The following is a 17172-nucleotide window of genomic DNA, read 5'->3' as shown; positions in this document are numbered from 1 at the left end:
CGCCGAGGCATGTCGCGCCCCGCCCTGATCATCGGCCTCGCCCTGCTCGCCGCCGCCTGCGGCGACCAGCAGCCCGCCACCGTCAACGACAGCGGCGCGGATGCTGCCCTCACCCAGGAAAATCTGGTGGTCGGCGACGTGACGGCGATCGATGCGGCCACCGCCGACGACGCCAACATGGCCGCCGACGTTCCTGCCCCGCTGGACGAGCTCGGCAACGATGGCGAGGCAGCCGCGAAGGATCGCCCAGCCACCGAGCGGCCCCGCGGCCGGTCCGAACCCGCCCGGAACGCCGGCGGCGCGGCGGACGCCGACGAAGCCCCGGCCGCCGGCGGCAACGAGGCCTAGGCCAGCCCCACCACCTTGTGCGCCTGAAGGCTGAGCCGCCACCGCGGCCGCTCCATCGCCAGCGCGATTGCTGCCGCTACCGACCCTTCCGGCCCGTCCATCGGCTGCACCAGGAAGTGGCGGAAGTCCCATTCTTCCAGCGCCGCCGGATCGATGCCTTCCTGCGGCCAGACCAGCTTCAGCTCATCGCCCGAGCGCTGCACCACCGCCGTCCCGGCCTTGGGACTGACGCACAGCCAGTCGATCCCCGGCACGGCGGCAATCGTCCCGTTGCTCTCGACCGCCACCCGGAACCCGCGCGCGTGCAGCGCATCGAGAAGCGCGCCATCAAGCTGAAGCATCGGCTCGCCGCCGGTCACCACCACCAGCCGCGCCTCGGCGCCGCCCGCCCACACATGCTCGACCTGCGCCGCCAGCGCTTCGGCCGAGGCGAACTTGCCGCCATTCACCCCGTCGGTGCCGACGAAGTCCGTGTCGCAGAAGCGGCACTGGGCCGTCGCCCGGTCCCGCTCCCGCCCGCTCCACAGGTTGCAGCCGGCGAAGCGCAGGAACACCGCACGGCTCCCCGCCTGCACGCCCTCCCCCTGGAGGGTCAGGAAACATTCCTTGACGGCGTAGGTCATCTCCGGCGCTTCGCCGCGGCAATGTAGGCGGCGCGCGCGTCGGCCTGCTCGTCGACGTCGGTCACGGAAGGTGCGAAATGCACCTTGCTCGCGCCCGCATTGGCAAGCGCATCCCGGATCACCTTTCGCTCGACCTGATGCAGCGGACGACCGCCCGTGGAGACTTCGACGATCGGATAGCTCGGCAGGAAGCCGCCACCCACCACCTGCTTCATCGCGCCCTGCGCGGCATGCTCGAGGATGTCGATGTCGTCGGCCAGCAGGTGGCTGCAGGAAAAGGGCGCATCGGCGGTCGCGGTCGCACCGGAACCCACGTTCCGCACCGCGATCCTGTTCGGCGTGATCACGACTTCCAGCTTCGGGCTCAGCACGGCGAATATCTCGTCCTGTCCGGCAGCCCCGCCTCGGCGAACCCCTTGGCCCGCAGCCGGCAGGCATCGCACTCGCCGCAGGCCCCGCCATCGGGCCCTGGATCGTAGCAGCTGTGGCTGATCGCCGGATCGAGCCCGAGCCGCGCCGCCTCGCGGGCGATGTCGGCCTTGGTCATGTGCTGGAGCGGCGCATGGATGGTGAAGCCCGCGCCCTCGACCCCCGCCCGCGTGGCGAGATTGGCGAGCCGCTCGAACGCCGCGATGAAGTCCGGCCGGCAGTCGGGATAGCCCGAATAATCGAGCGCATTGACCCCGACGAACAGGTCCCGCGCCCCGCTCGCCTCCGCAAGGCCGAGCGCCAGGCTGAGGAAGATGGTGTTGCGCGCCGGCACGTAGGTGACGGGAATGCCCTCCCCCACGCCGTCCTTGGGAACGGCGACGTCGGCCGTCAGCGCCGATCCACCGAAGGCGCGCAGGTCGAGCGGCACCACGACATGCCGGTCGGCGAGCGCCCCGGCGATGGTCCGCGCCGCCTCCAGCTCGACCCGGTGGCGCTGGCCATAATCCACGCTGAGCGCAACCACCTCGAAGCCCCGCTCCCGCGCCAGCGCGGCGCAGACCATCGAGTCGAGCCCGCCCGACAGGAGGACAACAGCGGTGGAGCGGGGATCGGTCATGGCGCGGGGGCCTCTAGAACGGCTTGCGCACAAAAAGAAGGGCCGCCTGGAAGGCGGCCCAGGTTGGGGCGCAAGGCCCCCAGGGAGGAAAGCGTGCCCGCCGTGCAGCTGGCACTTCAGCTTCGTAGCGCAAGATGGTTAAACGAGGCCTTAACGTCTTCGCCGCGACGGACATTCCCCGACCCGGCGCGCATAGATTGTGAGGTCGTAGGGCTCGCCCCGGTGGAAGCCCTGGCTCTCGATCTTGAGCGAGCGCGGCGTCGTCACGCTGAGGCGCGAGCGGCCGAAGTCGCCGGCCCCGCAATCGAGCTGCATGACGAAGAATCCGGGCCGGTCGACCAGCATGGTGCGTGCGCAGCGGTCGCCGGCATGGGCATAGGTCGCCAGCAGCACCATGTCCCTGAGGCAGACCCGGTGGGCACCCTGGCCGGTCGCCGACCGGCTCGTCTCCCACAGCCCGGGCTGCACGCCGGCAAGCGCGGCCGGTCCCCGCACCGGCGCGGCGGCGGTCAGGGTCATGCCGGCAAGCCCGGCAAAGAGGAAGCCGAATCGGCGCATCCCCCTCATCCTAGCATGAGCGCGATCAATCGAAGCGCAGCGGGAAGCTGGTCGAACAGAACTCGCAATCGACCCGGATCACGCCCTCTTCGTCCTTCATCGCCTCGCGTTCCTCTTCGGGGAAGCGGGCAATGACCGAACGGACGTAATCGGGATCGCAGCGGCAGCCGCGGCTCAATGGCGCACCGACCAGCACGCGCACCTCGCCCTCCTCGTGGAACAGGCGCCACATCAGGGCGTCCAGGGCAAGGCTGTCGTCGAGCAGTTCTTCGGCCCGGACCGAGCCGGCCATCGCCGCCACATGGTCCCAGTCGGGATGGTCGAGCCGCGTGTGCAGCCGCTCGCGCCCTTCCTCGCCCTCGGGCAGGTGCTGGAACAGGATTCCGCCCGCGATCCAGCGGCCGTCGGGCTGCTTCTCGGCCGCCAGGCGGACGATCGACGGGATCTGCTCGGACTGGGCGAAATAGCTCTGCGCCGCGGCCGCCAGGCTCTCGCCCTCCAGCGGCACGATGCCCTGGTAGCGCTCGTCCGTCGCCGGCTGGTCGAAGGTGATCGCCAGATAACCTTCGCCGAACAGGGTCGCGAGGCTCGGCGCATGCGCGGCGTCGGCCAGCTTCACCGGGTCGTGCCGCACATAGCCGCGCAGCTCGCCGCCCTTGTAGTCGCAGACGAGCAGGTCGATGATTCCGCCCTGGGTCTGCGCCTGAAGCGTCAGCTGCCCCTGCGGATCCTTGAGCAACGAGCCGAGCAGCGCGGTCAGCACCAGCGCTTCGGCGAGCAGCTTCTCGATCGGCGCCGGATAGGCGTGGGCGGACAGGATCTGGTCGATCGAAGGCCCGAGCCGGGCGGCCCGGCCCCGGGCGTGCCGCGCGGGCACGGTAACGCCAAGCGCGGCGTCGAGGTTCGAGATGTCGGGAGTCATGCAGGAAAGATAGGAAGCCGGCGGCGACTGCCAAGAGCGGCCCTTGTCCCGGCAAGGGCCGGGGCCTCGGGCGAAGCGTCGTCGCGGAGAAAGGAGGTCCCGGCCATGGCCGGGACGACCTGATCTGCCTCAGGCCTCGCGGGCGGCCCGGGCCACTTCATTGGCTTCGCGGTGCGCGTTGGTGCGGACCAGCCGATCGGCCATGGCTTCCCAGGCGGAAGCGGCGTCGAGGTTGCGCTGGCGCACATTGTCGAGGGTCGATGCGTCGGCATTGCGACGGCATTCGGCGGCGCGCTCGGCGTAGAATTCGAGGGTGGACATGGGGGCGGACCTTTCCAGCTTGAGGAAGAAGAAGGCCCGCGCGGCGGCTGCCGGCGGGCCTCGCTGGGAGCCTTAAGCGGCGGTGAGGTTCACCGCGCTGGCACGGCCGTCACGGCCGCTCTGGAGCTCATAGTTGACGCGCTGCTCGCGATCGAGCGTCTGCATGCCGGCCGCTTCGACGGCCGTGATGTGGACAAAGGCATCGCCCGACCCATCGTCCGGCGAGATGAAGCCATAGCCCTTGTCGGCGTTGAAGAATTTCACGGTTCCGGTGATCATGATTGGTGTCCTTCTCGTGACGCGCCCGAACGCCGGACGCGACGCTAGAAGCAGCGAGGAGAGAGGGAGTAAGGAGCCGCAAAGCGCCGTAGACCGTCAAAACTTGCGACTGATAGCCGACATAATATGGGCTGCCCGCAGCAGATTGCAAGGCAGCGGGCCATGTCCCCTCCGTCACGCGCGGCTCAGGCCGCCTGCGCCGGCGCCTCATAGTCCGCCGCCGCCGCGCTCAGCCCGTCGACGAAGGCGCGGATGTCGGCGTCCTCGATGATCAGCGGCGGAAGCACGCGAACGACATTGTCGCCCGCCGCCACCGTCAGGATGCCGCGGCTGCGCAGATAGCCGACGAAGGCGCGGCTGTCGGTCTTCATCTTGACGCCGAGCATCAGGCCGAGGCCCCGCACGCTCTCGAACAGATGATCGTGGTTGGGGATCATCTGCTCAAGCGCCGAACGAAGCCGCTGCCCGGTCTCGCGGACATGGGCGAGGAACTCCGGAGTCGCGACCACGTCGAGTACCGCCATGCCGGCCGCCATCGCCAGCGGATTGCCGCCATAGGTGGAACCGTGGGTGCCGATGACCATGCCGCTCGCCGCTTTCTCGGTGGCAAGGCAGGCGCCGAGCGGAAAGCCGCCGCCGATGCCCTTGGCGGTCGCGACGATGTCCGGAACGATGCCATATTGCTCATAGGCATAGAGGGTGCCGGTGCGCGCGACGCCGCATTGCACCTCGTCCAGCACCAGCATCAGGTCATGCTCGTCGCACGCCTTGCGCAGACCCTGCAGGAATTCCGGGGATGCCGGGCGGATGCCGCCCTCGCCCTGTACCGGCTCGACCAGGAAGCCCGCCGTATTCTCGTCGATCGCCGCCAGCGCGGCGTCGAGATCGTCGAACGCGACCACCTCGAAGCCTTCCAGCAGCGGCGCGAAACCGTCGCGCAGCTTGGCCTGGTCGGTCGCCGAAATGGTCGCCATCGTCCGCCCGTGGAAGGCGTTGGAGAAGGTGATCAGCTTGTTCTTGTGCGGATTGCCGGCCGCATGATGGTAGCGGCGCGCGGTCTTGATCGCACATTCGACCGCCTCGGCGCCCGAATTGGTGAAGAAGACGGTGTCGGCGAAGGTCAGTTCGGTCAGGCGCCTGGCCAGCGCCTCGCCCTGGGGTGAGCCGTAGAGGTTGGAGACGTGCATCAGCGTCTCGGTCTGCTTCTGGATTGCGCCGATCAGGTGCGGGTGGCTGTGGCCAAGCAGGTTGACCGCGATTCCGCTGGCGAAATCGAGATAGCGCTCGCCGTTCTCGCCGATCAGGTAGACGCCCTCGCCTCGGACCGGCCGCACGTCGCAGCGCGGATAGACGGGCATGAGCGGCGTGATGGCCATGAAGGGGCTCCTGACGTGCGAATATGAAAAGGGCGCGGCCCCGGGGTGGAGCCGCGCCCTCTATAGGCCCGGATGGGCGCGGGGTTAACCCCCGCTGCCATCCTTAGCCCGGGCCACCGGTTGGCCTGCCAACCGGATCAACCGGGATAGCGGCCCCGATCGTCCTCGCGGCGGTCGTCGCGGCCATCGCGGTCACGATCGATCCACTGGTCGCGGCGGTCCCACCGGCCGTCACGATCGCGGTCGCGATACTGGCCGTTGCCGCGGGTGTTGGCCGCATAACGGAGCGCCTGCTCGATCCGGGCGTGACGCTGGTCGAGGTCGTAGCGCTCGCGGTTGTTGAGGCCGTTGCGCACATAACCGCGGGTGCGGCCATGCAGTTCACGGGCGGCGGCACGCAGGCGGCGGGCCTCGCGCTCGCTGATCCAATTACGGCTGTCGGCTCGCTCAACCTGCGAGATCAGCCGGTCGGCACGGATCACATAGGCGCGGACCAGGCCCTGCTGGTTGTAGCCGTTGTAGCCGTAGCGCGGCGCATCATAATATTGCGCGGCGGCAGGCGCGGCGGCGACGAAGGCCGAAAGGCCGGCGGCGGCGATCAGAAACTTCTTCATGGCTTACCTACTCCCTCATCGAGGCTTGATGAGGAGGGTCTAGACGAGCCTGCCAAACGACAGCCTGAACATGCCGGTTATCTATGGTTCACCAAGTTGAACTCGTTAAGCCTTTGAAACAGCTCAGTTCTTGATCTTCCAGCCACTCTTCAGCAGCCCATAGCACAGGGCGAACATGGCGACGTTGATCGCCAGCAGCAGCAGGGCGCCGAACAGGATCGGCGAATCGGCCTCGCGCAGGAAGCCGTAGCGGAAGCCCGAGATGACGTAGAAGAAGGGATTGGCGTGGCTGATGCCCCGGAACAGGGGCGACAGCTGCTCGACCGAATAGAAGGTGCCCGACAGCAGCGACAGCGGCGCGACGACGAAATTGGTGACCGCCGCCGCATGGTCGAACTTCTCCGCCCAGATGGAGGTGATCAGCCCCAGGAAGGACAGCAGCAGCGCGCCCATCAGCCCGAACCATAGCGCCGCCAGCGGGTGCCGCATGCCGACGTCCACCCCCGGCCACAGCGCCATCGCCAGCCACACCGCCCCGCCGACCAGGAAGGCGCGCGTCACCGCGGCCCCGACCAGCCCGGCGATCAGCTCGCCGGTCGACAGCGGCGGCATCAGATAATCGACGATCGTCCCCTGGATCTTGCCGACCAGCAGCGAGAAGCTCGAATTGGCAAAGGCGTTCTGGATCATCGCCATGACGATCAGCCCCGGCGCGATGAAGCTTGCGAAGGGAACCCCCATCACTTCGCGCCTGACGCCGCCCAGCGCGACCGAGAAAATGACCAGGAACAGCAGGGTCGTGACCGCAGGCGCCCAGATGGTCTGGGTCTGGACCTTGAAAAAGCGCCGCACCTCTTTGACATAGAGGGTTCGGAGACCTCCCCAGTTGACGCCCTGGAGACGCGGCTCGCCCGGTGCGGTGCGGGTCCAGGCGGATGCGGGGGAGGGCTGGTCGTTCACGCGACAAGCGACTATCGGCTTCCCGACCGAGCGGCAACCGCCGCCGACGAACATATCAAGAGATGAGCATGAGCTGGACTGACGAGCGGATCGATCGCCTCAAGGCAATGTGGGCCGAAGGCAAGACGGCGAGCGTCATTGCCGAGGAACTGGGCGGCGTCAGCCGCAACGCGGTGATCGGCAAGGCCCATCGCCTCGGCCTCGATTCGCGCCCGTCCCCGGTCAAGGCCGGCGAGGACAAGAGCGCCGCCTCGGCAGCCCCCGCCGCCTCGGCCGAGCCCAAGGCCGAGCGCCCGGCCCCGACCAGGGTCAAGGACAAGGCGCCGATCGCCGCCATCCTGGAGACCGCAGCGCCGATGCCGGACGAAGCGCCCCGCGCCCCCGCCGCGCCGGCTGCCGCGCCCCAGGTCTCCGCCACTCCGGTCCCCGGCAAGGCCGGCGAGCCGACCCTCGTCTATCGCTCGATCGGTCCCGGCGGATTCATCCGCCAGGGTCCGGGCGAGCAGCAGGCGCCGATCCCGCCCGCTCCGCCGCGCCGCCTGGTGCCGGCCAAGCCCGCGCCCGAGATTGCCGACAAGACCAGCCTGCTCGATCTCAACGACCGCATCTGCAAGTGGCCGCTCGGCCATCCTGGCGAGCCCGACTTCCACTTCTGCGGGCAGCAGGCCAATCCCGGCTATCCTTATTGCGTCCAGCATTGCGGGGTCGCCTACCAGGCCCAGCTCCCCCGCCGCGACCGACGCCCCCCGCCGCCGCTCCCCTACGGCGGCCCGCGGGTCCGCTGACGCTCCGCGTCAGCAGAACGCCCGGCTCATCCCGGGGTCCCCGGGCCATGACCTTTCTCGCATGTCCAACCGTGCGGCCGCCGTCCACGGCACCGAACGAACGGACGATCGACGGCGGCCCCGTCCCGACGCTCTGACGTCGGGAACGGCGCTCTGGTCGGTGATGAACTGGAAGAAAGGCCCGCAAGCCTTCCCAGGGTCAGTCGTTCGCCGCGCCGGTCTTTGCGCGTTCGGCATATTCGCTGGCCAGCCACTGGTGCGCCGCTCTCGCGCGAGGATCGGTGGCGTCGGCGGCGCGGCGGCGCTCGGCCTCGGCGCGAGCGGCGAAATAGGCGCGCTCGTCACTATGTTCGTCAATGCGGTTCAGGTCGGACAAATCAACGCTCCTTCCAACAGCGAGGGAGCACGTGCAGTCTCTCAGCCGGCCACGTCGCAAAGTCCTTCGGCGACCGGTGAGTCACCTATACACGTCATTTGTGACAAATTCCATTTCCGCGGATTGCCGCCGTTCGCACCCTGTTCCCTTGGACGCCGCCGCCGACTAGAAGCATTGCCACGATGACCGATCTGTTCGGCGCCGGGGGGGCGCCACCGCCAAGTTCCGACTATGACGCTTCCGCCATCGAGGTGCTGGAGGGGCTCGAACCCGTCCGCCGCCGCCCCGGCATGTACATCGGCGGCACCGACGAGCGGGCGCTCCACCACCTCGCCGCCGAAGTCATCGACAATTGCATGGACGAGGCGGTCGCCGGCCATGCCAACCGGATCGAGATCACCCTCCTCCCCGGCAACCGGCTGACGGTCACCGACAACGGCCGCGGCATCCCGGTCGACCCGCACCCCAAATATCCCGGCAAGTCCGCGCTCGAGGTCATCCTCACCACCCTCCATTCGGGCGGCAAGTTCGAGGGCAAGGCCTATGCCACCAGCGGCGGCCTCCACGGGGTCGGCGTCAGCGTCGTCAACGCCCTCTCGACCGAGACGGTGATCGAGGTCGCGCGAGACAGGAAGCTCTACCGCCAGCGCTTTGCCCGCGGCGCGGCGCAGGGCCCGCTCGAGGAAGTCGGCGCCGCCCCCAACCGCCGCGGCACCAGCGTCGCCTTCCACCCCGATCCCGAGATCTTCGGCGACCTCGCCTTCGACCCCGCCCGCCTGTTCGCCCTCGCCCGCTCCAAGGCCTATCTCTTCGCCGGGGTCGAGATACGCTGGAAGTGCGATCCGTCGCTCGCTTCCGACAAGGTGCCCGAAAGCGCCGTGCTGCAGTTCCAGAACGGCCTCGGCGACGCGCTCGCCGAGCAGCTGGGGACAAGGGAATGCGTCACCGCCCAGCCCTTCACCGGCGCCGCCGACTTCCCCGACGCGCAGGGGCGCTGCGAATGGGCGGTCGCCTGGCCGCTCTGGTCGGACGGCTTCCAGGCCTATTATTGCAACACCATCCCGACGCCCGACGGCGGCACCCATGAAGCGGGCCTGCGCGCCGCCCTCACCAAGGGCATCCGCGCCTTTGGCGAGCTGATCGGCAACAAGCGCGCCAAGGACATCACCGCCGACGACGTCATGCAGATGTGCGAATGCTATCTCAGCGTCTTCATCCGCAACCCCCACTTCCAGTCCCAAACCAAGGACCGCCTGACCAGCCTCGAAGCCGCCCGCTTCGTCGAGGGCGCCATGCGCGACCATGTCGATCACTTCCTGACCGACAACATGGACCGCGGCCGCGCCGTCCTGGGCGCGATCCTCGAGCGGATGGAGGAACGGCTCAAGCGCCGCGCCGAACGCGAGGTGAAGCGCAAGACCGCCACCTCCGGCCGCAAGCTCCGCCTCCCCGGCAAGCTTACCGACTGCGCCTCCGACGATCCGGCCGGCACCGAGCTGTTCATCGTCGAGGGCGACAGCGCGGGTGGCAGCGCCAAGCAGGCGCGCAACCGCAAGACGCAGGCCATCCTCCCCATCCGCGGCAAGATCCTCAACGTCGCATCCGCCACGCAGGACAAGATCCGCGCCAACCAGGAAGTCGCCGACCTCCAGCTGGCATTGGGCTGCGGAATCCGCGACAGGTTCGACGAGGCGGCGCTGCGCTACGAGAAGATCATCATCATGACCGATGCGGACGTCGACGGCGCCCACATCGCCACCCTGCTGATGACCTTCTTCTTCCAGGAAATGCCCGAGCTGGTCCGCCGCGGCCACCTCTTCCTCGCCCAGCCCCCGCTTTACCGCCTGACCGCGGGGGCGAAGACCCTCTACGCTCGCGACGACGCCCACCGCGCCGAGCTCGAGAAAGCCGAGTTCAGGAACAAGAAGGTCGAGGTCAGCCGCTTCAAGGGGCTGGGCGAGATGAACCCCAACCAGCTCAAGGAAACCACCATGGACCCGGCGACGCGGTCCCTGCTGCGGGTCACCCTGCCCGACCAGTATGAAGCTCGCCAGCCGGTCAAGGACCTGGTCGAGCGCCTGATGGGCAAGAACCCGGAGCACCGCTTTGCCTTCATCCAGAGCCGGGCGGCGGCGGTGAGTGGGGAAGAGCTGGATGCCTGACCCAAGCCCCCCGCTGCGAAGCAACGGGGAGGGTGGTGGAGGGGCCATGCCGGCGGCGAAGAGAATGTCCGCTAACGACCCATTGCGGACATTGGCGAAATGACGTTTGATATCTCTTATGCCGGAAGTGCAGACCGACTTCTCCAAGTCCCTCGAAGATCTCTTCGGTGTAAGCCTCGGGGATCCCCAAGATGCCCCCTCGCCGCTGGTCGCAGAGTACTGGATCGCTTGGCGGAAGCCTCTTTCACAGCTGAGTGACACCGAGATCGGACTGATTATCGGCCAAGAAGATGGAAACCCCTTCATCCTCGACTTGGTTTGGCCACGGCTACGAGCGGATCCGCTTCTGATGTGCGGGGATTACCCAGGTGATGTTCTCTCGGCACTTTTGCGAGCGGACGAGAGCATATGGAACCTCCGCGCAGCATACCGAGATGAGCTGAAGGCACTCTATGAAAGGGCTCTTTTGGAACCCTATGCCGATAAGGAGTGGTTCTTAGAAAGCTTGGGTTTGAGCGATGGCCCGCTGCACTGAAACGGACGTCCGCTTTCCACCCATAGCAGACATCCCGCTTTCCTAATCTTGCGGACGTCAGCACCTGTCGGCAGAGTACGGCCGTGCCGATCCGGAACCTCCCCGTTGCGCAGCAATGGGGAGGGGGACCGCTCCGCGCAGCGGAGTGGTGGAGGGGCCCAGCACCATGCGCGCAACTGCCAACGCCATGTCCGCCGCCCGGCGCTATCGCCGCCAACTCAGCCTGCCCGAGCAACTTCTCTGGCGCCTGCTCCGCCAAGTCCGCCGTGACCTCCGCTTCCGCCGCCAGCATCCGATCGGTCCCTATGTCGCCGACTTCTACTGCGCGGTGGCCAAGATGGTGATCGAGATCGACGGCGCCTCTCACAATCATTCGCAAGGCACGGACGAACGCCGAACCGCCTACCTCCACTCCGTCGGGCTGCAGGTCCTCCGCATTCCAGCCGCCGAAGTCCTCGCGGACCCGGAAGCCGTCGCCGACGCCCTGCTTCGTCGATGCGAGCGGGTGACTGGCCCCTCCACCACTCAGCCTCGCGGCTGAGCGGTCCCCCTCCCCATTGCTGCGCAACGGGGAGGTTCTTGCATTGCGGTCCGGCAAGCTATCACCACTCTGTCCTACACCCTGCCAAATAGGTTACACCGTTCCTGCCGAATGAACCGTGACCGACCCATGACTAGTCCTTCCAACCCCGAACAACCCACCGACACCCCGCGAGGGCGCCGCCCGACACGACGGCTGGACCGCGCCCCGCATGGCCGCCTTCGTTGATGCCCTCGCCCAGACCGGCTGCGTCGAGGCCGCCTGTGCCCATGTCGGCATGGCCAAGTCCGGCCTCTACGAGGCGCGCCGCCGCAATCCCCTGTTCGCGCAGGCGTGGGAAGATGCGCTGATCGACGGCGCGCTGCCCAGGCTCGCCGACGAACTGCTCACCGTCGCCTTCCGGGGCTCGGTCGAACGCTACTATCGCGACGGAGAGATGGTCGGCGAAAAGCGCTTCACCGACGCCCGCCTCGGCCTTGCCTTGCTGAAGCGCCTCGACCGCAAGGCCGCCGAGCGCGCCGCGCAGGACAGGGCCGCGCGCCTCCGCGCCCTCGCCGAGGAGCGCGCCGCCGCCCACCGCGCCGCCATGGAAGAGAATGCGGCGGGCATCCGCGAGGCCATTTCCGCGGAACTGGACGAAGTGGACGACATGCCTTTCCGAGCCGACGCTGGATCGGCCGCACCCCAGCATCCGCCGCACGCCGACCGGCTGGCAGACCAACTTCCCGCCGCCCGCCGAGCGTGCGCCCGAGGACCAGCCGACCCTCGACGGCTATGATCCCGAGGACGAGGAGGCGAGCCCCGACGACTTTCTCGTCGATCCGCTCGACGTGACCGACCTCGAGCCCGAGAACCGCTGGCCCGGAAGCCCTTATTACAAGCGCTACTGCACCGCCGCCGAATCCGCCGCACTCGACCAATGGGTCGACCGCCAGCTCGCTCCCCAGGTCGCCGAACAGGCCCGCTTCTTCGCCACCATCGCCGCCCACGGCCACGACGACGACGCCAGCCTCCTCCTGCCCCCCAGCTGGAAGACAGCGGCGGCAGGGCAAGGCCCGAGTGGAAGCACCCCCACCCCCCAAATGTCACCCCGGACCTGATGGGCGGGCGGAACAGTCCCCCGGGACTGTTCCGATTGGGTCCCGCCCATGAGTCCACATGACTTTTTGCCTCCCTGCCTTCTTCCGCTGCCCACGGCGAGGAAGGCGAAACCGAATGAAAGGAACCCACCCCACCCCCACGCTCGTTTCGCCCCCGTGCCCGCCCGATCCTCCCGCCACGACCGCCCCCTGCTCCCCTCGCCCCGGGTGCTGACCAACCGGGCGGTGCCGTGGGCGGAAAGCCATTTGCAGCTGCGGCGGCGCTCGCGTTTCCGCACCGCGACCCAGCTCGCCATCCGGCTCGCCGTTATGGCCGCGCTGCTGGCGCTGATCATCGGCTTCCACTGGCTCGAGCGCGACAGCCTCAAGGACATGCACGACGGCCAGATCAGCTTCGCCGACATCATCTATTTCACGATGATCAGCGCGACGACGACCGGCTATGGCGACATCGTGCCCATCACCGAGCGGGCGCGACTGTTCGATGCCCTGGTGGTGACGCCGATCCGGGTCTTCTTCCTGCTGCTCCTTGCCGGCACGGCCTATTCCTTCTTCATCAAACGCCTGTGGGACAAATATCTGATGCGCCGACTGCAGAAGGGTCTGAACGACCACATCATCGTCGCCGGCTTCGGCAGCAGCGGCTCGGAAGCGGTGGCGGAGCTGGTTGCCCGCGGCTGCGACCCGACCGAGCTGGTGGTGATCGACTGCGACGAGGAAGCGCTCGCCCAGGCCCATGCCCTCGGCTGCATGGTGCTGCAGGGCGATGCCACCCGCGACGCCACCTTGCAGGCCGTGCATGTCGAGCGCGCCCGCGCCCTGCTGGTCACCGCCGGGCGGGACGACACCTCGATCCTCGTCTGCCTGACCGCCCGCCACCTCGCGCCCGACCTGCCGATCACCGTGTCGGTCCGCGCCAGCGACAACGAGCTTCCGGCGCGCGCGGCGGGGGCGAGCACGGTCATCAACCCGGTCAGCTTCGCCGGGCTGCTGATGGCCGGCTCGGCGCAGGGCTCGGGCGTCGCCGACTATCTCGCCGACCTCGCATCCGCCCGCGGCCGGGTCCAGCTGCGCGAGCGGACGGTGGCGGCGGACGAGGTCGGCCAGCCGCTCGGCGACATCCGCACCGGCATCGGCCTTCGCATCCTGCGCGGGCAGGACAGCATCAGCTTCGAGGATCCGGGCGCCTGCACCCTCCAGGCGGGCGACCGGATCATCGAGCTGACCGGCCAGGGCGCGCCCCGCGCAAGTGGAGGTTCAGCCTTGTCGGCCTAGTTCGGAGGTCATGCGCCGTCCGCTCGCCTCGAGGGCCGACCGAGCCCGTTCCGCCGGGCTGGTCGCGGCCATCCATGCGGCGCTCGGCTATGCCCTGCTGACGGGCCTCGGGGTCACGCCGACGCCGGCCGAACTGGCGGAGCCGCTGACCTTGATCGACGTGCCTCCGGAGCCCGAACCGCCGGCCACGCCGATGATCCCTGAAGCGGCGCCAAAGCCGACCGAGCGGGCCAAAGACCCCGAAGGCGCCGCCGCCCCGCCGGCCCTCAGGAACACCCCCACCCCGGTCGTCGCCCCGCCGCCCGCGGTGAAGCTTCCCATCCCCCCGCCCATCGCCGCCGCACCCCTTCCCGGCAGCGGCAGCGCGGCCGCCCCCGGCGCGGCGCCGGTCGACGGCCCCGGCACCGGGCGCGGCGGTGAGGGCGAAGGGCTCGGCGCCGGCCGCTTCGGCACCGGCACCGGCGGCGGTGGCGGCGGCGGCGTGGCGGAAGGGCCACAATATGTCAGCGGCCGCATCCGCGAAGGCGACGCGCCTCCCGGCCTCGACCTCCGCCGCCCGCATGTCGTCGGCTTCCGGCTGCTGATCGGCCGCGACGGCCGCGCCCTCGACTGCCGCATCGCGCGTTCCAGCGGCCTTCCCGCGCTCGACGCCGCCACCTGCCGCGCCGCCCTCCGCCGCCTCCGCTGGGCCCCGGCGCGCGATACCGCCGGCCGTCCCGTCGAAGCCTGGGCTCGCGGCGAGGAGGAATGGCTTCCGCGTCCCGGCGCCGACCGCTGGGTCGATCCGGTGGAGGTGCGCGACTAGAAGTTCACCGGCGCCTGGATGTAGCCGTACCAGCGCACGACCGGCCGCCCGTTGCCGTCCACCGCCGGCCGGAACCGCACCCGTTCCTCGACCAGCCGGCAGGTCCACTGGTCGACGATCGCATTGCCGCTCGACCGGTTGACCTTGCAGTCGGTCGCCCGCCCGTCGAGCTGGACGCGGACGGCGACGAACACCCGGCTCCCCCTCGGCCAGGCGCGCAGCACCTCGCGCGGATAACTCCGCCCGGTCAGCGTCGTCCCCGCGATCACCGACGGGCCGCGGCCCTCGCCGCCATCACCGCCGCCGCCCGGTCCGGAGCCCGAGCCGCCCGAGCCGGTGCCGCTTCCCTGCCCGCCAGCGCCGCTGCCGGGCCCGTCGACCGGCGCGGCGCCAGCGCTGGGCGCAGCGCCGGTGCCGGGAGTAGGCGCGGCGGTGACCGTCGGCGGCGGCGGAGGAAGCTCGACGACGGGGTCGGGGCGCTGGACCGGCGACGCTTCGGCCTTCCTTGCCGGCGGCGCGGCGGCGCCCTCCTCCCTGGGCGCGGCCTTGCTCTCGACCACGGTCGGCGGCGGCGGTGGAGGTGGCGGCGGCGGGGGCAGCGAGACGTCGAACATCTCGAGCGGCCCCTCCATCACCTTCGGCACAGACACGTCCGGGCTCAGCGCGAACAGAGCCGCAATCACGCCGGCATGGACCAGCAGCACCAGGGCGATCGCCCCTGCCCGGTCCTTCCTGCTCAGCGTGGTTCGTTGCATGTCCGGAAGAACGCCGCTCCCCGCCTGGCGCTCCCTAGCCGAAGATCCAGTCCAGCGACATCATCACTGCAAGCCCGATCATCAGGGCGAAGGTGGCGATCCCTTCCTGCCGGTCGCGGTGGGTTTCGGGGATGATCTCGCTCGACACCACCCAGATCATTGCTCCGCCAGCAAAACCTAGGCCCCACGGAAGGAGCTCGCTCGACAGGCTGATCGCGCCGACACCGAGGAAGCCGCCGATCGGCTCGACCAGCCCGGTCAACAGCGCGATGGAAAAGCTGAACAGCCGCCCATAGCCGACCGCGGCCAGGCTGAGCGCCACCGCCAGTCCCTCGGGCACGTTCTGGAGGCCGATGCCGAAGGCGGTCGCATAACCCGCCGTCTGGTCCGGGCTCCCGAAGCTCACCCCGACCGCAAGCCCCTCAGGAAAGTTGTGGAGGGAAATGGCGATGACGAACAGCCAGATGCGGCTGAGCTTGCTCCGCTCCGCCCCGCTCATCGGCCCGGAGATGAAATGCTCGTGCGGCGCGACCCGGTTGAGGAGGTGGAGGGTGGCAGCGCCAAGCAGGACCGCACCTGACACGATGAAGGCGGCGATCGTCTTGTCGCCGCCATGCAGGTCCCCTGCCGCCTCGAGGCCGGGGATGATGAGCGAGAAGAAGCTCGCCGCCAGCATGATCCCGGCCGCGAAGCCGAGAAAGGCGTTCTGCGTGCGCTGGCTGATACCCTTGAGGAAGAAGACCGGCAGCGCGCCGAGCGTGGTCGCCTGGCCGGCGAGGAAGCTCGCGAGCGTGCCGGCGAGGACCAGGTCCGCCGCCACTCAGCGGACCAGTTCGAGCCGCATGTCGACCCGCATGTCCTCGCCCGGCTCCAGCACACGCAGGCCCAGCTTGGCCCAGCTTTCCTCCGGTTCGTTCAGTGCCGCATTGGCGTGGGTGACCGGCTCGGCGACGAAGATTCCGCCGCTTTCCGGCGAGTAGAGCTGGAAGAAGGAGGCATTCGGACTGGAAAGGCGGAGCGGCGCCGGCCAGGCTGGATCGGTCAGCAGCGCCTGCCCGCCCCAGCCGCCGAAGCCATGATCGAGCCCTTGCCCGCAGACGGCACGGTTGCTGAGGTCGTAACGGCCCCTCGCCGGCACCTCGCCGGTGGGAAGCACATGCTCGTCGATCTCGAACGCCGTCCGGACGTCGGTGTCGAGGCGGGTGGCGGCGGTGCAGGGAAAATAGGGGTGCTGGCCAAGGCCGCAGGGCATGGGCTCATCGCTGTCGTTGCGGCACTGCAGGCGGATCGACAAGCCGTCCTCGTCCAACGCGAAGATCTGGAGCGCCGAATAGGCCCATGGCCATTCGCCGGGACGATGAACGAAGCGAAGCTCGGCATCCTGGTTGCCGCAGGACTCGACCGTCCACGGACCGAGCCAGCCCTGGCCGTGAAGAGGGGAGATGTCGCCGGGCAGGTTGGGCTCGAGCACCACCTCGCGCCCGCGGAAGGTGAAGCGGCCGCCGCGAATGCGGTTGACGAACGGCACCAGCGGGAAGCTCGCCATCGCCAATACGCTTTCCGCATCGCTGTGGCTTTCGCGCATGAGCGCCACGGGCGAGTCCCCGCCAAGCCATCGAAAGTTTCGGATTGCTCCGCCAATAGAAGGACTTAGCTCTAGTTCGAGCTCGCCTGCGCGAAGCGTCACCTGGGTCTGGTCGGGGTGCAACATGAACCCGTTCTTGGCCTGATGTTCAGTCTCTCGCAACTCATCTGGGGATAAACGGGACGAACCGGCTTGCGATGCGAG

At 68.9% G+C, this 17172-nt stretch carries 22 protein-coding genes; 8 read left to right on the top strand and 14 right to left on the bottom strand.

All coding sequences use genetic code 11. The features are described 5' to 3' along the window. Nucleotides 1–9: 9 nt before the first annotated feature. Complete coding sequence (locus JOY29_RS12685) at nt 10–348, top strand: hypothetical protein (protein WP_300973905.1); 339 nt, start codon at nt 10–12, stop codon at nt 346–348. On the opposite strand, the gene queE is transcribed toward JOY29_RS12685, so the two are convergent. From queE to JOY29_RS12635, 10 genes are all read right to left on the bottom strand, one after another. After that, a complete protein-coding gene (gene queE, locus JOY29_RS12680) occupies nt 345–971 on the bottom strand; it encodes a 7-carboxy-7-deazaguanine synthase (RefSeq protein ID WP_300973904.1) in 627 nt (208 codons plus the stop codon). The genes JOY29_RS12685 and queE overlap by 4 nt on opposite strands. Beyond that, entirely contained in the window at nt 968–1342 is a 375-nt protein-coding gene (locus tag JOY29_RS12675; RefSeq protein ID WP_300973903.1) for a hypothetical protein, read from the bottom strand. Before JOY29_RS12675 ends, queE begins: the two co-directional genes overlap by 4 nt. Next, complete coding sequence (gene queC / locus JOY29_RS12670; RefSeq protein ID WP_300973902.1) at nt 1336–2019, bottom strand: 7-cyano-7-deazaguanine synthase QueC; 684 nt, start codon at nt 2017–2019, stop codon at nt 1336–1338. Before queC ends, JOY29_RS12675 begins: the two co-directional genes overlap by 7 nt. 150 nt (nt 2020–2169) lie before the next feature. Continuing rightward, the gene (locus tag JOY29_RS12665) at nt 2170–2577 is read right to left on the bottom strand and encodes a hypothetical protein (protein ID WP_300973900.1); all 408 of its coding nucleotides are present in this window, start codon (nt 2575–2577) and stop codon (nt 2170–2172) included. A 25-nt stretch (nt 2578–2602) separates the two neighbouring features. After that, nucleotides 2603–3499, bottom strand: a complete 897-nt coding sequence (locus JOY29_RS12660; protein WP_300973899.1) for an Hsp33 family molecular chaperone HslO — start codon at nt 3497–3499, stop codon at nt 2603–2605. A gap of 129 nt (nt 3500–3628) precedes the next feature. Further along, a complete protein-coding gene (locus tag JOY29_RS12655; RefSeq protein WP_300973898.1) occupies nt 3629–3820 on the bottom strand; it encodes a hypothetical protein in 192 nt (63 codons plus the stop codon). A 72-nt stretch (nt 3821–3892) separates the two neighbouring features. Beyond that, nucleotides 3893–4099 carry a cold-shock protein gene (locus JOY29_RS12650; protein WP_300973897.1) on the bottom strand — a complete coding sequence of 69 codons (207 nt, stop codon included), beginning with the start codon at nt 4097–4099 and terminating at the stop codon, nt 3893–3895. Between the two features lie 185 nt (nt 4100–4284). Then, nucleotides 4285–5475: an aspartate aminotransferase family protein gene (locus JOY29_RS12645; protein ID WP_300973896.1), complete on the bottom strand. Its 1191-nt coding sequence runs from the start codon at nt 5473–5475 to the stop codon at nt 4285–4287. Nucleotides 5476–5612: 137 nt separating this feature from the next. Continuing rightward, nucleotides 5613–6089 carry a hypothetical protein gene (locus JOY29_RS12640; RefSeq protein ID WP_300973895.1) on the bottom strand — a complete coding sequence of 159 codons (477 nt, stop codon included), beginning with the start codon at nt 6087–6089 and terminating at the stop codon, nt 5613–5615. A gap of 123 nt (nt 6090–6212) precedes the next feature. Then, nucleotides 6213–7049 carry an ABC transporter permease gene (locus JOY29_RS12635; RefSeq protein WP_300973894.1) on the bottom strand — a complete coding sequence of 279 codons (837 nt, stop codon included), beginning with the start codon at nt 7047–7049 and terminating at the stop codon, nt 6213–6215. A gap of 68 nt (nt 7050–7117) precedes the next feature. Here JOY29_RS12635 and JOY29_RS12630 point away from each other — a divergent pair, with 68 nt between their 5' ends. After that, a complete protein-coding gene (locus JOY29_RS12630; RefSeq protein WP_300973893.1) occupies nt 7118–7834 on the top strand; it encodes a GcrA family cell cycle regulator in 717 nt (238 codons plus the stop codon). 199 nt (nt 7835–8033) lie between these two features. On the opposite strand, the gene JOY29_RS12625 is transcribed toward JOY29_RS12630, so the two are convergent. Further along, a complete protein-coding gene (locus JOY29_RS12625; RefSeq protein ID WP_300973892.1) occupies nt 8034–8210 on the bottom strand; it encodes a hypothetical protein in 177 nt (58 codons plus the stop codon). Nucleotides 8211–8392: 182 nt separating this feature from the next. On the opposite strand from JOY29_RS12625, the gene parE reads away from it, so the two are divergent. From parE to JOY29_RS12595, 6 genes are all read left to right on the top strand, one after another. Next, nucleotides 8393–10372 (top strand): DNA topoisomerase IV subunit B, encoded by a 1980-nt coding sequence (parE, locus tag JOY29_RS12620; RefSeq protein ID WP_300973891.1) that lies wholly within the window; start codon nt 8393–8395, stop codon nt 10370–10372. 127 nt (nt 10373–10499) lie between these two features. Next, on the top strand, nt 10500–10907 hold the full coding sequence (locus tag JOY29_RS12615) for a contact-dependent growth inhibition system immunity protein (protein ID WP_300973890.1): 408 nt from the start codon (nt 10500–10502) through the stop codon (nt 10905–10907). A 166-nt stretch (nt 10908–11073) separates the two neighbouring features. Then, nucleotides 11074–11448 (top strand): endonuclease domain-containing protein, encoded by a 375-nt coding sequence (locus JOY29_RS12610; protein ID WP_300973889.1) that lies wholly within the window; start codon nt 11074–11076, stop codon nt 11446–11448. A gap of 211 nt (nt 11449–11659) precedes the next feature. After that, the gene (locus JOY29_RS12605; protein WP_300973888.1) at nt 11660–12226 is read left to right on the top strand and encodes a hypothetical protein; all 567 of its coding nucleotides are present in this window, start codon (nt 11660–11662) and stop codon (nt 12224–12226) included. Between the two features lie 478 nt (nt 12227–12704). Next, entirely contained in the window at nt 12705–13823 is a 1119-nt protein-coding gene (locus JOY29_RS12600; RefSeq protein ID WP_300973887.1) for a TrkA family potassium uptake protein, read from the top strand. Between the two features lie 10 nt (nt 13824–13833). Further along, nucleotides 13834–14628: an energy transducer TonB gene (locus JOY29_RS12595; protein WP_300973886.1), complete on the top strand. Its 795-nt coding sequence runs from the start codon at nt 13834–13836 to the stop codon at nt 14626–14628. Here the strand turns inward: JOY29_RS12595 and JOY29_RS12590 are convergent. From JOY29_RS12590 to JOY29_RS12580, 3 genes are read right to left on the bottom strand one after another with little or no spacing between them, the layout of a single operon-like run. After that, nucleotides 14625–15383 carry a TonB family protein gene (locus JOY29_RS12590; protein WP_300973885.1) on the bottom strand — a complete coding sequence of 253 codons (759 nt, stop codon included), beginning with the start codon at nt 15381–15383 and terminating at the stop codon, nt 14625–14627. The genes JOY29_RS12595 and JOY29_RS12590 overlap by 4 nt on opposite strands. Before the next feature lie 34 nt (nt 15384–15417). Beyond that, a complete protein-coding gene (locus JOY29_RS12585) occupies nt 15418–16203 on the bottom strand; it encodes a ZIP family metal transporter (protein ID WP_300973884.1) in 786 nt (261 codons plus the stop codon). After that, a complete protein-coding gene (locus JOY29_RS12580; protein WP_300973883.1) occupies nt 16204–17094 on the bottom strand; it encodes an aldose 1-epimerase in 891 nt (296 codons plus the stop codon). It abuts the gene before it with no gap. Nucleotides 17095–17172 lie beyond the last annotated feature (78 nt).

Source organism: Sphingomonas sp. LHG3406-1, assembly GCF_029637485.1.
Classification (GTDB): Bacteria; Pseudomonadota; Alphaproteobacteria; order Sphingomonadales; family Sphingomonadaceae; genus Sphingomicrobium.
The sequence above is the reverse complement of the archived record's forward strand: the minus strand, read 5'-3'. Positions and strand labels throughout refer to the sequence as shown.